This window comes from Collimonas fungivorans Ter331, assembly GCF_000221045.1.
Classification (GTDB): Bacteria; Pseudomonadota; Gammaproteobacteria; order Burkholderiales; family Burkholderiaceae_D; genus Collimonas; species Collimonas fungivorans_A.
Window position 1 is genome coordinate 2,130,377 of record NC_015856.1, and the last position, 13,512, is coordinate 2,143,888.

13 protein-coding genes are annotated in these 13,512 nt (G+C 60.8%); 10 read left to right on the forward strand and 3 right to left on the reverse strand.

Annotated elements, in window-relative coordinates:
• Positions 1 to 45 precede the first annotated feature (45 nt).
• From CFU_RS09320 to CFU_RS09365, 10 genes are all read left to right on the forward strand, one after another.
• Positions 46 to 1,203, forward strand: coding sequence for an ABC transporter substrate-binding protein (locus CFU_RS09320; protein WP_014005791.1), 1,158 nt, complete (start codon positions 46 to 48; stop codon positions 1,201 to 1,203).
• A gap of 156 nt (positions 1,204 to 1,359) precedes the next feature.
• Positions 1,360 to 2,250: a branched-chain amino acid ABC transporter permease gene (locus CFU_RS09325; RefSeq protein ID WP_041743204.1), complete on the forward strand. Its 891-nt coding sequence runs from the start codon at positions 1,360 to 1,362 to the stop codon at positions 2,248 to 2,250.
• A gap of 2 nt (positions 2,251 to 2,252) precedes the next feature.
• On the forward strand, positions 2,253 to 4,238 hold the full coding sequence (locus CFU_RS09330; protein ID WP_041741628.1) for an ABC transporter permease subunit: 1,986 nt from the start codon (positions 2,253 to 2,255) through the stop codon (positions 4,236 to 4,238).
• A gap of 1 nt (position 4,239) precedes the next feature.
• Positions 4,240 to 4,965, forward strand: a complete 726-nt coding sequence (locus CFU_RS09335) for an ABC transporter ATP-binding protein (RefSeq protein WP_041741629.1) — start codon at positions 4,240 to 4,242, stop codon at positions 4,963 to 4,965.
• Positions 4,966 to 5,168: 203 nt separating this feature from the next.
• The gene (locus CFU_RS09340) at positions 5,169 to 5,948 is read left to right on the forward strand and encodes an N-acyl amino acid synthase FeeM domain-containing protein (RefSeq protein WP_014005795.1); all 780 of its coding nucleotides are present in this window, start codon (positions 5,169 to 5,171) and stop codon (positions 5,946 to 5,948) included.
• A 121-nt stretch (positions 5,949 to 6,069) separates the two neighbouring features.
• A complete protein-coding gene (locus CFU_RS09345) occupies positions 6,070 to 9,045 on the forward strand; it encodes a putative bifunctional diguanylate cyclase/phosphodiesterase (protein ID WP_148264794.1) in 2,976 nt (991 codons plus the stop codon).
• A 54-nt stretch (positions 9,046 to 9,099) separates the two neighbouring features.
• Positions 9,100 to 9,699, forward strand: a complete 600-nt coding sequence (locus tag CFU_RS09350) for a LysE/ArgO family amino acid transporter (RefSeq protein WP_014005797.1) — start codon at positions 9,100 to 9,102, stop codon at positions 9,697 to 9,699.
• Positions 9,700 to 9,788: 89 nt separating this feature from the next.
• Positions 9,789 to 10,100, forward strand: coding sequence for a Dabb family protein (locus CFU_RS09355; RefSeq protein WP_014005798.1), 312 nt, complete (start codon positions 9,789 to 9,791; stop codon positions 10,098 to 10,100).
• Between the two features lie 8 nt (positions 10,101 to 10,108).
• Positions 10,109 to 10,537: a PaaI family thioesterase gene (locus CFU_RS09360; protein WP_014005799.1), complete on the forward strand. Its 429-nt coding sequence runs from the start codon at positions 10,109 to 10,111 to the stop codon at positions 10,535 to 10,537.
• A 23-nt stretch (positions 10,538 to 10,560) separates the two neighbouring features.
• Complete coding sequence (locus CFU_RS09365; RefSeq protein WP_014005800.1) at positions 10,561 to 10,986, forward strand: GNAT family N-acetyltransferase; 426 nt, start codon at positions 10,561 to 10,563, stop codon at positions 10,984 to 10,986.
• Between the two features lie 4 nt (positions 10,987 to 10,990).
• Here CFU_RS09365 and CFU_RS09370 read toward each other — a convergent pair whose 3' ends face one another.
• Genes CFU_RS09370 through CFU_RS09380 form a run of 3 tightly spaced genes read right to left on the reverse strand, consistent with a single transcriptional unit; the run spans position 10,991 to position 13,508 of the window.
• Complete coding sequence (locus CFU_RS09370; protein ID WP_014005801.1) at positions 10,991 to 12,382, reverse strand: CoA transferase; 1,392 nt, start codon at positions 12,380 to 12,382, stop codon at positions 10,991 to 10,993.
• A gap of 50 nt (positions 12,383 to 12,432) precedes the next feature.
• A complete protein-coding gene (locus CFU_RS09375) occupies positions 12,433 to 13,224 on the reverse strand; it encodes an NRDE family protein (RefSeq protein ID WP_014005802.1) in 792 nt (263 codons plus the stop codon).
• A complete protein-coding gene (locus CFU_RS09380) occupies positions 13,215 to 13,508 on the reverse strand; it encodes a DUF4936 family protein (RefSeq protein ID WP_041741631.1) in 294 nt (97 codons plus the stop codon). Before CFU_RS09380 ends, CFU_RS09375 begins: the two co-directional genes overlap by 10 nt.
• Between the last annotated feature and the right edge of the window lie 4 nt (positions 13,509 to 13,512).

The following is a 13,512-nucleotide window of genomic DNA, read 5'->3' on the forward strand; positions in this document are numbered from 1 at the left end:
CATCCATGCCGGCGCCAACCAATATAAAAACACGGAGGAGACGACATGAACACAATAATCAAGGCATGCGTGGCAACGGCATTGGTAAGCTGGACGCTGGCGGCGGGGGCGGCGGAGCCGATCAAGATCGGCGTCACCGGGCCATTTACCGGCGGTTCCGCGCCGATGGGCGTATCGATGCGCGACGGCGTCAAGCTGGCGGTGGCGGACATCAACGCCAAGGGCGGCGTGCTGGGCCGCCAGCTGCAGCTGGTCGAACGCGACGACGAAGCCAAGAACGAGCGCGGAGTCCAGGTTGCGCAGGAACTGATCAACAAGGAAAAAGTGGTCGGCACGGTCGGCTTCATCAACACCGGCGTCGCCCTGGCTTCGCAGCGCTTCTACCAGGAAGCCAAGATCCCGGTCATGAACAATGTCGCCACCGGCAGCATCGTCACCAAACAGTTCGTCGGACCGGAAAACAAGGATAACTACGTGTTCCGTAATGCGGCCAACGACACCATCCAGTCGGCCATGATCGTCGACGAAGCGGTGGTGCGGCAGAAACATACCAAGGTCGCGATCCTGGCCGATTCGACCAACTATGGCCAGCTCGGCCGCGAAGACCTGGAGCGCACCCTGGCTGCCAGGGGCATCAAGCCGGTCGCGGTTGAAAAATACAACCTGAAAGACGTCGACATGACGGCGCAGCTGCTGAAAGCCAAGCAGGGCGGCGCCGAAGTGGTGCTGACCTACGGCATCGGCCCGGAACTGGCGCAGATCGCCAACGGCATGGAAAAACTCAACTGGAAAGTGCCTATCATCGGCAGCTGGACTTTGTCGATGGGTAATTTCATCGACAACGCAGGCAAGAACGGCGACGGCGCGCGCATGCCGCAAACCTTCATCCAGGACGCCACTACAGCCAAGCGCAAGGCCTTCATAGAAGCCTACCAGAAAGCCTACAAGATCGACCGCATGCCGTCCGCCGTTTCAGCGGCCCAGGGCTATGATTCGGTCTACCTGCTGGCGGCGGCAATCAAGCAGGCTGGCAGCACCGACGGCGTGAAAGTACGCGAAGCGCTGGAAAACCTCAACGGCACCGTGGAAGGGGTAGTCACCACCTACACCAAGCCGTACAGCCATGACGACCACGAAGCGATCAAGCCAAACATGGTGGTGATCGGCGAAGTCAAGAATGGCCGTGTGGTATTAGCCAAGTGATAGGAGGCTGGCGCGTGGCGATACTGCGCGCCGGTCAAACATCCGTTTGAGCGATATCGGTCCAGTCTGCGCAGGTATACAGGCTGGATTTGTTTCGTCAGACGGCAGCGTTGCTTTGCCATATTTATGGCTGTCGCAGTCTCTTGGATCGATATCATGGAAATTCTGCTGCAACTCGTCTTCAGCGGCATCGCGCTAGGCATGATCTACGCGGTGATCGCTTTCGGTTATCAACTCACGTTCGCCACTTCCGGCACTCTCAATTTCGGCCAGGGCGAGGCATTGATGCTGGGCGCGCTGGTGGGCCTCAGCCTGGTCGGCAACATCCATGGCGGCCCTTACCTGAATTACTGGCTGATGATTCCGGTGGTGATCGTGTTCGGCGCGCTGCAAGGCGCCGTGGTGGAATGGATCGGCGTGCGCCCGGCGCTCAAGATCAAGTCGGAATTCGGCTGGATCATGTCGACCATTGCGCTGGCGATCATTTTCAAGAACGTCGCCGAAAACATCTGGGGCAAGGATGACCTGACTTTCCCTTCGCCCTTGTCGTCGACCCCGTTCCAGGTATTCGGCGCCAATGTCCAGCCGATGCAAGTGGTGGTGGTGCTGGGCGCGCTGGCGATGATGCTGGCGGTCGAATTCTTCAACCGCAAATCGATTTACGGCAAGGCAGTGGTGGCAACCTCGAACGATCGCGACGCCGCCGGCCTGATGGGCATCAACACCAGCATGGTGATCACTTTTTCTTACGCCTTGTCCTCTGCCACCGCGGCGTTTGCCGGGGTGCTGGTGGCGCCGCTGACCCTGACCGGTGCGACGATGGGCGCGGCGCTGGGCCTGAAAGCCTTCGCGGTGGCGATTATCGGCGGCCTGACTTCGGGCATGGGAGCGGTGGTCGGCGGCCTGATCCTCGGCATCGCCGAGACGCTGACCGGGTTTTACATCTCGACCGGCTACAAGGAAGTGCCCGGCCTGGTGCTGTTGCTGCTGGTGCTGGCCGTCAAGCCGGCCGGCCTGTTCGGCAAGACAGCCATCAAGAAGGTGTGAATATGAATAAAAAGCTATTTGCACTGGCGGTAGCCGGCATCCTGCTGCTGCTGGCGTTTCCGCAGGTTTTTCCGAATCCGTATTACATCCACCTGGCCGAAACCATCTTGATCTACGCCATCCTGCTGTTCGGCCTGGACATCGTGGTCGGCTACACCGGCCAGGTGTCGCTGGGGCACGCCGGCCTGTTCGGCATCGGCTCCTACACCACCGGCGTGCTGGTGTTCAAGCTTGGCTGGCCGTTCCTGATCGCGGCCCCGGCCAGCCTGGCGGTGACAGCCATCTTCGGCGCCGTCCTGGCGCTGCCCGCGCTGCGGGTGACCGGGCCTTACCTGGCCATGGTGACGCTGGCGTTCGGCACCATCATCCAGATCCTGATCAATGAAATGAGCTTCCTGACGGAAGGGCCGATGGGGATCAAGCTGAACAAGCCGAGTTTCTTCGGCCATCGCCTCGACGAGGTGGAGTATTTCTACCTGGTGGCGGCGCTGATGGTGCTGTCGCTGATCGTCGTGCACCGGATCGTCAAGTCGCACCTGGGGCGCGCCTTCCAGGCGCTGCGCGACAGCCCGATCGCTTCCGATTGCATGGGCGTCTCGGTGTATCGCTACAAGGTCTATGCGTTCGTGATCAGCGCTGCGCTGGCTGGCCTGGCGGGGAGCCTGTATGCTTATTCGGAAGAATACATTTCGCCGAATACCTATAATTTCGAGCTGACCATCCTGTTCCTGCTGGCGGTCATCATGGGCGGCCGCAAGAGCCGCACCGGCTCGCTGATCGGCGCCCTGATCGTGGTCATGCTGCCGAGCCTGCTGGCAGACATTGAACTGTTCCGCCAGATCGCCACGGTGGCTGCCGTGGTCGCCGTGCTGGCGACGGCCTTCCTGTTATGGAAAAAACGCAAGACCCTGCGCGAGGTAGCGGTGCCGGTGGTGGCGACGGTCGGCATGGCGGTGTTTTCCTATAAGCTGGAAAACATCACCGACTGGCGTCTGACGGTATTCGGACTGATGACGCTGTTCGTGGTGTATTACCTGCAGGACGGCATCGTCGGTTTCGCCCGCGGCCTGCTGGGCCAGAGAGTGCTTGTCCGCAGCGAACCGGCAAGCGTCGCCGCCAGCCCTGAGCGCGCCTGGGCTTCGGTCGGCGGCAGCGTTGCCGCCGGCGCTACCTTGTTGAGCGGACAGAAGATATTGATGCAGTTTGGCGGCCTCAAGGCGCTCAACGAAGTCAACCTGGATATCGTCAAAGGCAGCGTGCATGGCTTGATCGGCCCCAACGGTTCGGGCAAGAGCACCATGATGAACGTGCTGACCGGCATCTACAAGCCGACCGCCGGCAAGGTCGAGTTCAACGGCAAGACCATTTCCGGTTCGACGCCGGCGGCGATTGCGCTGGGCGGCGTGGCCCGCACTTTCCAGAACGTGCAGTTGTTCGGCGAAATGAGCGCCACCGAAAACGTGCTGGTCGGCCTGCATCACACCTTCCGCAGCAATGTGCTGGACGTGATCTTCCACACCCCGCGCTACCGGCGCGAGGAACTGGCGGCACGGGCGCGCGCCGCCAGCATCCTGCAGTTTGTCGGACTGAGCGGACTGGCCGCGGAGGAGGCGCGCAACCTGCCTTACGGCAAGCAGCGCCTGCTGGAGATCGGCCGCGCGCTCGGGCTGAATCCGGAACTGCTGCTGCTGGACGAACCAGCGGCGGGCCTGACTGCGCCCGACATCAAGGAACTGATCGCGATCATCCACAAGATCCGGCAGCATGGCATCACCATCATCCTGATCGAGCATCACATGGATGTCGTCATGTCGATTTCGGATACCGTGACGGTGCTGGATTTCGGCCAGAAAATCGCCGAAGGCAAGCCGGCCGCGGTGCAAAGCGATCCCAAGGTGATCGAAGCCTATCTCGGCGGCAGCGTCGGTGAAGCAGCCGATCATGGCGCCGAGGGCGCGCCGTCAACTTCCAACGCAGCGGGGTCATAAGATGCTCTCGATTTCCAATTTGCATGCAGCGTATGGCAAGGTTGAAGTACTGCACGGTATTTCACTGGAGGTGCCGAAAGGCAAAGTAGTGACGCTGATCGGCTCCAACGGCGCCGGCAAAACCACCACCATGCGCGCCATCTCCGGCATGATCAAGGCCAAGGCCGGCAGCGTCACCCTGGCCGGGGTCGACGTCACCGGCCTGGCTTCGCACAAGATCGCGCGCGCCGGGCTGGCGCATTCACCGGAAGGACGGCGCGTGTTCGCCACCATGAGCGTGGTCGACAATCTGCTGCTGGGCGCATTCCCGCGGTTTACCCGCCTGCGTCCGCGCGGCGACATCAAGCACGACCTGGAGCAGGCGCTGGAACTGTTTCCGCGCCTGAAGGAACGCCGCAGCCAGCTGGCCGGCACGTTGTCCGGCGGCGAACAGCAGATGCTGGCGATGGCGCGCGCCATCATGCTCAATCCAGAAGTGATCCTGCTGGACGAGCCGTCGATGGGGCTGGCGCCGATCCTGGTGGAAGAAGTGTTCCGCATCATTTCCCGGCTCAAGGAGCAGGGCGTGACGATGCTGCTGGTCGAACAGTTCGCCGCCGCGGCGCTGAATGTCGCCGATTACGGCTACGTGCTGGAGAACGGCAGGATATCGGTGCATGGTCCTGCTGAAAAACTGAAAAACGACCCCGCAGTCAAGGCGGCATACCTAGGCGGCGGACAGCATTGATGAACCCCCATTTGTTGATTTTTGGAAATATTTGTTGCGATAAAACGTTTAACGACGATTAATAATCATTAAATAGGCACAAAAAATGGCGTTGTGATTGGGGTTTAGTTTTCTACTCTGTTCCGAACGTGAGAATCTGGCAATACCGTGATGCAGCGCATGCATAAAGCGGTCAACCATGTTTTCTACTTCGGAGCACTCAAATGAAGCAAGACCACACAATCAGCACCTCCAGCCAGGCAGCGGCAGGGAATTTCATTCCCTTATCCTTGTCGACCGCCGCGCTGCCTGAACAGCGCCTGCCGTTCACCATTCGCATCGTCAACGACGAGCAGGCCTTGCAGAAGGCGGTCGGGATCCGCCATGCAGCTTACAGCCGGCACCTGCCCGAGCTGGCGCAAAACCTGCTCCGGTTCGAGCAGGCCGATCTGGCGCAAGATACCATCGTGCTGCTGGCGGAGTCGAAGCTGGACGGCTCGTCATTGGGCACCATGCGTATCCAGACCAACAGTTTCCAGTCCTTGGGACTGGAGCAGTCGGTGACATTGCCGGACTGGCTGCAGGGCTGCAGCCTGGCGGAGGCGACGCGGCTGGGCGTCATTTCCAGCCAGATCGGCAAGATCGTCAAGACCTTGCTGTTCAAGGCCTATTTTTTGTATTGCGTCGAACATGGCATCGACTGGATGGTGATTACTGCACGCTCCCCGTTGGACCGGCAATATGACGCCTTGCTGTTCCAGGATGTCTTTGGGGGGTCGGAATTTATCCCGATGCTGCATGTCGGCAATTTGCCGCACCGTGTCATGGCGTTTGAAGTCGCCACTGCCCGCGAACGCTGGGCTGCCGCCGGCCATCCGCTGTTCGGGCTGATGTTCGAGATGCAGCATCCTGACCTGATTCTCGAGCAGCCGCCCAATGTGCTGGCGGATCAGTTCGAACTCCGGGACAGCCAGGCAGGGGAGCGAGAGGCGCCATTGAAGTAGATGTTTAATCCGGTGTTGCCGAAACCAGATATTGAGAGGGTGTTATTGTTTGTTGTTAAAAGGAATATTGTCTCTTTTTTACAGTACAGTAGAACCCTCTCACTCTACGGATACGATGTCTATGTGGCTATTTCATGCCGATACGTCGAAAAGCTTTAATCACAACCTGAAGCCTCAAGACTGGGCGGTGTTTTATTTTTCGGTCGTATTGGTGCCGGTGCTGGTGATAGTGTTTACGATCGTTGCCTTCGCTACGCTCAACAGTCGCTTCGGTCATAGCGATCCGAGCCCGTCGCCGTTCCAGGTGTTGAGCGACCCTGGGCAGCGCTTGCAGCCGGCGCAGGCATTCCAGGCGCTGGCGGCAATGCCGATGCTGACCTACAGCAGCACGCAATTGCAGGAAACGCCGTTCTGGTTTTCTTTTCTGGTGCCGGCAGCTGCAGATTCGGGACTGACGGAAGTTGAGCTGCCATCGCGCCATGCACAGCAGGTGAGCTGCTGGGCGGGCGCCGGCGAGCGCCTGCTTGGCACGGCCAGCCGCGACGGAGTCGAAGGCCAGATGAAAGCCGAAAAAACCGGTTTCATCTTGTCGCTGCAGGCCGCCGCGCTGCCGCTGAACGTGTTGTGCAAGGGCGTTTTTTCCGGCCCCGCGCGCATCTCGGTGCGGCAATGGACGCGTCCCGATTTTGTACAGTCGCAAAAGGAGTTTTATCGCGGCATAGGTTTGATGGAAGGCGGGCTGCTGACGCTGACCTTGTTCGTGCTGGTGGCAGCATTGATCAACCGCGAATGGATGTACGTCTTGTTTGCGGTGTGGCTGCTGGGGAATCTGCGGCTTGGCGCCAATGCCATGGGCTGGGATGTGCACTGGCTGATATGGACTATCCCGAATCAATGGCTGCCTTGGGTGCGCAAGCTGACGTTCGCTACCTACTACATCGTCACCTTCACCTTGTTCGGCCGCCTGTTCCAGAATGAACTGAAGCAGATCGGCTTCGTTTTCCTGCAAAACGTATTGCGCTGGATGGGGCTGGTGCTGCTGGTGGCCGCCATGCTGCTGTCGTACCAGCATTTTCTTCCGGTGCTATGGTGCTGGACCGTGGTCGGCATCGTGATCCTGGTGTTCCTGCTGGCGCGCATCGTCTGGAAGGCGCGCACCCGCGCGGCGCTGTGGTATTGCGCGTCGATGTTCGTGGTGTTGTTTACGCGGATCGACGAGGTTGTCGCCGCTGCGTTCGGCATCAAGACCCTGGATGAAGTGCCGAACAATGTGATCGTGGCTTTGCTGTCGAGCCTGATGGCGTCGTTTGCCTTTGCTGAACAGATGCGCGCCGGCAAACGCGAACTGGCGATGGTCCAGGCCGAATTGCGGACTACTTATGAAGTCACGCCGGTGGGTTTGTTTACCCTGGCCGCCGACGGCAGTTTCTTGCGCACCAATCCCGCCCTGGAAAAAATCCTGGGCCATGATCCCGGCGCCGAGTCGGTGAAAAAATTTGATGATTATTTTGAAGCCGGCGCCCGCGAAAAACTGCTGCGCATCGGTTCCGGCAGCAGCGGCAACGAAGCGGAATTGCGCGGCGTCGCCGATGCCAGCGGCCGCAGCAATTTTTACCTGGTGACTGCCACTTTCGCCAACGGCCGTATCGAAGGTTCCTTGCAAGACATTACCGACCGTTCCCAGGCGATCGAACGCTTGCGGTTTTTTGCCGAGCACGATCCGTTGACCGGCGTCCTCAACCGGCGCGGCATCGAAATCATGCTGGAGCAGGCGATCGAGCGCCAGGCCGGCGACCGGCCGCTGGCATTGGCCTATCTTGACCTCGACCGCTTCAAGCTGATCAACGACCTGTTCGGCCACCAGTCGGGCGACGAAGTACTGAAGCAACTGTGTTTCCGGGTGCAGCAGCTGCTCGGCGGCGATTGCCATATCGGCCGCATCGGCGGCGACGAATTCATCTTGCTGTTCCAGGATGTCGAGATTGGCGCGGCGACTGCCATCTGCGGCAACATCATCCAGAAAATCAGCTATCAGTCGTACAATATCGGCGCTCGCGCGTTCCAGGTAAAAGGCTCGATAGGACTGATTGAAGTCGATGCCGGCATGCGGGTGCAGGACGCCATCTCCGCCGCCGACCGCGCCTGCCGGGAAGCCAAGAAAGCGCACAACGAACATATCGTGGTGTACCCGAAGAATGCGCCGGTATTCCGCGAGCGGCTGGAAGAACTGAGCCTGATCGAAAGGCTGGGCGGCGAATTCCTGCCGGCCGGCCTGTTTGTCGAAATGCAGCCGATCATGTCGTTGCGCGAACCGGAAGCTTCGCTCAATTTCGAAGTGCTGCTGCGGCTGCGCGACGCCGACAACAAGGTGGTGCCGGCCACCAAGGTGATCGCGGCGGCGGAAGAAAACGGCAACATCGCCGTGATCGACCGCTGGGTCATGAGCACGGTGCTGGAATGGCTGGCGCAGCACCAGGCGCAACTGCCGCTGACAAAGTTCGTCTGCGTGAATTTGAGCGGGGCTTCGCTCAACGATGAGAAATTCATCCAGGATATCTTCGTGATCCTGGCCCGCCATCCGCAAGTGGTGCCGATGCTGTGCATTGAAATCACGGAAAGCGTGGCGCTGCACGACCTCGAACACACCAGCCGCATCATCCAGCGTTTGCAGGCCTTGGGAGCCAAGATCGCACTGGACGACTTCGGCGCCGGTTATACCTCGTTTACCTACCTGAAGAGCTTGTCGGCGGACGCCTTGAAGATAGACGGTGCGTTCATTCAAAGCATGAACACGCATCCAGCCAACGAAGCGATCGTCGAAGCCATCGTCGAACTGGCGCGCAACCTGGGCATGAAGAGCATCGCCGAATGGGTGGAAGACTGCGCCATGATCGAAGCATTGGCGAAATTGGGCGTCGACTACGTGCAGGGTTATATCGTGGCCAAGCCGCAGTCGCCGCAGGCGATACTGGAAGCCAGTTCCGCCGCCAGCTTCATCACCGATCCGGCCTTGGCGCGTTTTGTGGCGAGCCGGCGCGTCGATGGCCGCCCTTGGGTGGGAGCGGGGGATGACTTGCCGCCCGCAGGATTGCATTAAGGTCCCGCTAGCGCTGTGGAAGCGATGGTATGATTTCGATTTCATGACGTATTTATGAACGCTGCAATTTCCGGTTTTTCCCTCGGTCTTTCGCTTATCCTCGCAATCGGCGCACAAAATGCCTTTGTCCTCAAGCAGGGGCTCAAGCGCGAACACGTTTTCCTGGTCTGCCTGACATGCGCCGCTTCCGATGCCATCCTGATCCTGCTGGGCGTGATGGGGCTGGGCATCATCATCGAACAGGCGCCATGGCTGATGCCCGTCATGCGCTACGGCGGTGCCGCTTTCCTGCTGGCGTACGGCGCCAGGAGCTTTATCACTGCCTGGCGTTCGTCGGACGTGCTGCTGCAAGCCGAACATGTCAAAGGCGCTTTGCTGCCGACCTTGCTGACCTGCGCCGCGCTGACCTGGCTCAATCCGCACGTCTACCTGGATACGGTGCTGCTGATCGGCTCGATCTCGACCCAGTTTCCCGGCCAGAGAGGTTTATTCGCCGCCGGTGCGATGCTGTCTTCGTTCGTCTTCTTTTTCTCGCTGGGTTATGCCGCCGCCTGGCTCAGGCCGATTTTTGCCAAGCCGGTCTCGTGGCGCATCCTGGAAGTTGTCGTCGGCATCACGATGTGGGCAATCGCCTATAAGCTGCTGAGTGAATAAGGCGCCCAGCCTGTCGGGCCGCCCGGGCAGGTAAAATAGCGGCTGGCGGCTGGATTGCGCCATTTATTCATTAGCGAACCGAGAACCTCATGAGCGTGACACTGAAACACATCGTATTCTGGAAACTGAAAGAACATGCCGAAGGCGCCGACAAGGCCAGCAATGCACGGCAGCTGAAAACCCTGCTGGACAGCTGCGCCGGTATCGTACCGGGCATGCTCAGGTTCGAAGCGGCGATTGCCCAGCCTGGGCTGGAGGCGACTTACGACGTGGTGCTCAATTCTGAATTCGCTTCGGCGGCGGCGCTGGAGGCTTACCAGAATCACCCGGCGCACCTGGCGATCAAGCCGTTTTTCGGCGCGGTGCGGGAGTCGCGCCAGTGCATGGATTACTTTAGCTGACTGCGGCCATGTTTCCTTCCCATATTTTTCCTATCGATAATCCCTTCCTGACCTACCTCGGCGTCGAGTTCGTCGAGATGGGCGAGGGCGCGGCCGAACTGGCTTTGACTTTGCAGCCGCACCACATGAACAGCTGGCAGGTCACCCATGGCGGCGTGTCGATGACCATGCTGGATGTGGTCATGGCGCTGGCCGGCCGTTCCCTCTATCCGCAAGCCGAAGCGGCGGTCACGGTGGAAATGAAAACCAGTTTCCTGCAGCCGGCCGGGCAAACCGGCGCGCGCATCGTCGCCAAGGGCCGCGCCTTCCACCGTTCCACCACCATGTGTTTCTGCGACGCCGAACTGTGGCACGGCGACCATCTGGTGGCCAAGGCAATGGGCACATTCAAATATCTCAGGCATCACCGGGCCGCGCTGAAAATCAAGCCGGGCTGAGCCAGCAACTTAGAAGAGACAACATGAAATTTCACCTGACGGTCGACAATTGGGCAGCGCAGAAAACCGACGCCCGCGCAGTGCGTTTCGACGTATTCGTGATCGAGCAGAAAATCCCGGTCGAGCTGGAGTGGGACGATATGGATGAGCACTGCCTGCACGCTGTTGCCTATAACGAAGCCGGTTATGCGATAGGCACAGGCCGCCTGCTGCCGGACGGCCATATCGGCCGCATGGCGGTGCGCGCCGCCGGCCGCGGCCAGGGTGTGGGCGCAGCCATCCTGCAAGCCTTGATGGCGCAGGCGCGGCAGCGCGGTGATGGCGAGGTGGTGCTGAACGCACAGACCCAGGCCGAGGCGTTTTACGGACGCTACGGTTTCAGCCGCGACGGCGAGGAATATTACGAAGCCGGGATCGCGCACATTTGCATGCGCCATGTATTTGCCTGAGCTGTCACCAGCTCGGCGCGTCGCTGCCTAAAGGCACGGACGGCCGGCTCCAGTGCGCCGGCGTCAGCGACAGCTTGCCGGCATGGCTTACTGCAGTGAGCCGGCCGAAGCCGGATTCGCTGTGTTCCAGCAGATCCTGGATTTGTTCGAATTCAATCTCGGCCGCCGCCAGGCCATTCTCGACCCTGCCAAGCTGGCGCAGCCAGTGGCCGGTCTGCGCCAGCGATACCCGCACATGCCAGCTGCCGCCCTCGGTGACCCGGCGCGCTAGCGCCGTCATGGCGCCGGCCGCCATCAGGTAGCCGGCGGCATGGTCCAGCACCTGCATCGGCAGCGGTTTCGGTTTGTCGCTGTGCGCGGCCTGTGCTTCGGCATGGTTGAAGCCGCTGGCGGTCTGCACCAGCGAATCGAAGCCGCGGCGCTCGGCCCACGGTCCCACATGGCCGTACGCCGATAGCGATACGTAGACGATGCCGGGACGCTTTTTTGCCGCCGCTTCGGGGCCGAAACCCAGCGCATCGAGGCCGCCCGGACGGTAGCCTTGAACCAAGATGTCCGTGTCATGCAGCAAACGGCTTAGCGTCCGATGGTCGTCGGCTTGCCGCAAGTCGAGCTGGCAGGAGCGTTTGCCGCGTCCGGTGTCGATCACCAGCGGGCCGATCGCAGGCAGCTGCGGCGCCGTCACCAGCATGACGTCGGCGCCGTGCGCTGCCAGCGTGCGGCCGCAGACCGGGCCGGCGATGATGCGGGTCAGGTCGAGTACGCGCACGCCGTCCAGCGGCCGTTGTTCAATCGGTGCAGGCAAGGCGCGCGGCGCCGTATCGCCGATTTTTTCTATGGTCAGCAGCGGCAACGATTGCACTGCCTGTCCTTGCGGATGACGGTCCCATTCCTCGAATGAGCGCATGGCGGTGACTACCAGCCCGGTATTGGCGGCAGCGTCCTCGAAATCTTCGGCCGTCCAGCTTTGCAATGCCTGCTGTACGCTTTCAACCGTATGTTCGCACTGCAGCAGGCGGAGCACACCGTCTCGATGGTGCGGAAAATTGGTGTGCAGGCGCAGCCATTTGCCGTCGCCGCAACGATAGGTGCCGGCGATCTTGTCCCAGATTTCGTCGCTGCGGGCGCCGTTGACCCGGAAGTAGCGCTCGCTGCGGAACTCGGCTGCGGCATGGCGCATGTCGACGCTTACCTGTTGCTGCTGCCGGCTGCGCAACTGCCATAGCTGTGCAGCCGACAAGGCCGCTGCCGCAATGCTGGCCTGGGCCGCGGCGCCGACTGCGAACGAGGACGGCAGCACCGGATCGCTGCCGCTCAGCGACAGCTGCGACAACGCGCCATCCGGCTGGCCGAGGGTGCGCCACAGCTGCTGAATGATATCGGACGGAGACAACATGTTCTGCTCCTTGAATAGCGTGCGGCGCCGCCGCCGTCACGGCATGGGCGTCAGCGCGAACAGCGGGATTCGGATGGCGATGCCGGATGCGTGTGTATTGGCGAAGAAGGGCAAAACGGCGGCGCTACTCGTTCATGCAGCATGGCGCTGCCATTGGCCTTGATCCTGACCAGGGTCGAAGCGCGCGTGCCATAGTCGGGCGACTGGATGAATACCGCCGACAGTACGCGTTCCAGCTCGATGCCGACGCCGGTCGACGGCAGCCGGCAATCGCCCGAGCGGGTAGTGTCGCTCAGCATGTCGAAGAAGCAGGCGTCGGGCGCGCCCTGGCACAGCAGGCTGGCGAACTGCGCCTTGGTGCGCACCACCTTGGGCCAGCAGCCGTCTAGCGAAGCGTTTGACAAGCCGTAGATGCCGGCAGGCAGCGGCTGGCCGTTGCGAGCATCTTCTTGGTGCTTGTTCGAATACCAGATCAAGTCCTTGCCGTCGCCGACCAGCAGGTTGAAGCCGTTGTATTTTGCAGCGTCGTCGGAAATTTCCGCGACGTATTCTGCCGCCGTCTTTTGGCCGCCGAGGAAATCCGACACCAGCGTGCCGCGGGTGGGCGCATCGGTGCGCCGTTCCGCCGGCGCTCGCACATTGGTGATGGCGGCAAAGCGGCCGCTGCGGGTGATGCCGATCCAGGTGCCGCCATCCTGCAGGTCGCGCCCGGCGTAGATGCCGGGTCGGTCTTCCCACCAGCCGGCAGGCGCGGTCGGGCGCGCATAGAACTCGTCGCGGTTGGCGGCGGCTATCAACGGTGAGCCAGGAATCACTTGCCACGCAAAAACGATCAAGCACATGATGAAATATTCACAAAAAATTCCGTATGGCGGGGACCATCGATCAAGGCGGCGAGGCCGTGCTCGGCAACCGCCTGATCGATGATTTTCTCAAAATCCGGCGGCACCGAAGAATACACTTCCATCCAGGTGTGATGTTCATCCTTGATTTCGGGACTGCGTTTGAGGGCGCTGGCGACCTGGTATTGCAACGACAGTCCGGCTTGCATTTTTGCTGCCGCCTGGTCGAACTGCTGGGCATTGCCGGCGGCCACGCGGTAATAGATGTAGAGATCGGAGCTCATCTTG

Bases quoted from the DNA above. Each gene is read 5' to 3' on its own strand.
- CFU_RS09330 (WP_041741628.1), top strand. From the start codon at position 2,253: ATGAATAAAAAGCTATTTGCACTGGCGGTAGCCGGCATCCTGCTGCTG.
- CFU_RS09345 (WP_148264794.1), top strand. From the start codon at position 6,070: ATGTGGCTATTTCATGCCGATACGTCGAAAAGCTTTAATCACAACCTG.
- CFU_RS09360 (WP_014005799.1), top strand. From the start codon at position 10,109: ATGTTTCCTTCCCATATTTTTCCTATCGATAATCCCTTCCTGACCTAC.
- CFU_RS09335 (WP_041741629.1), top strand. From the start codon at position 4,240: ATGCTCTCGATTTCCAATTTGCATGCAGCGTATGGCAAGGTTGAAGTA.
- CFU_RS09340 (WP_014005795.1), top strand. From the start codon at position 5,169: ATGAAGCAAGACCACACAATCAGCACCTCCAGCCAGGCAGCGGCAGGG.
- CFU_RS09375 (WP_014005802.1), bottom strand. From the start codon at position 13,224: ATGTGCTTGATCGTTTTTGCGTGGCAAGTGATTCCTGGCTCACCGTTG.
- CFU_RS09325 (WP_041743204.1), top strand. From the start codon at position 1,360: ATGGAAATTCTGCTGCAACTCGTCTTCAGCGGCATCGCGCTAGGCATG.
- CFU_RS09350 (WP_014005797.1), top strand. From the start codon at position 9,100: ATGAACGCTGCAATTTCCGGTTTTTCCCTCGGTCTTTCGCTTATCCTC.
- CFU_RS09380 (WP_041741631.1), bottom strand. From the start codon at position 13,508: ATGAGCTCCGATCTCTACATCTATTACCGCGTGGCCGCCGGCAATGCC.
- CFU_RS09355 (WP_014005798.1), top strand. From the start codon at position 9,789: ATGAGCGTGACACTGAAACACATCGTATTCTGGAAACTGAAAGAACAT.
- CFU_RS09365 (WP_014005800.1), top strand. From the start codon at position 10,561: ATGAAATTTCACCTGACGGTCGACAATTGGGCAGCGCAGAAAACCGAC.
- CFU_RS09320 (WP_014005791.1), top strand. From the start codon at position 46: ATGAACACAATAATCAAGGCATGCGTGGCAACGGCATTGGTAAGCTGG.
- CFU_RS09370 (WP_014005801.1), bottom strand. From the start codon at position 12,382: ATGTTGTCTCCGTCCGATATCATTCAGCAGCTGTGGCGCACCCTCGGC.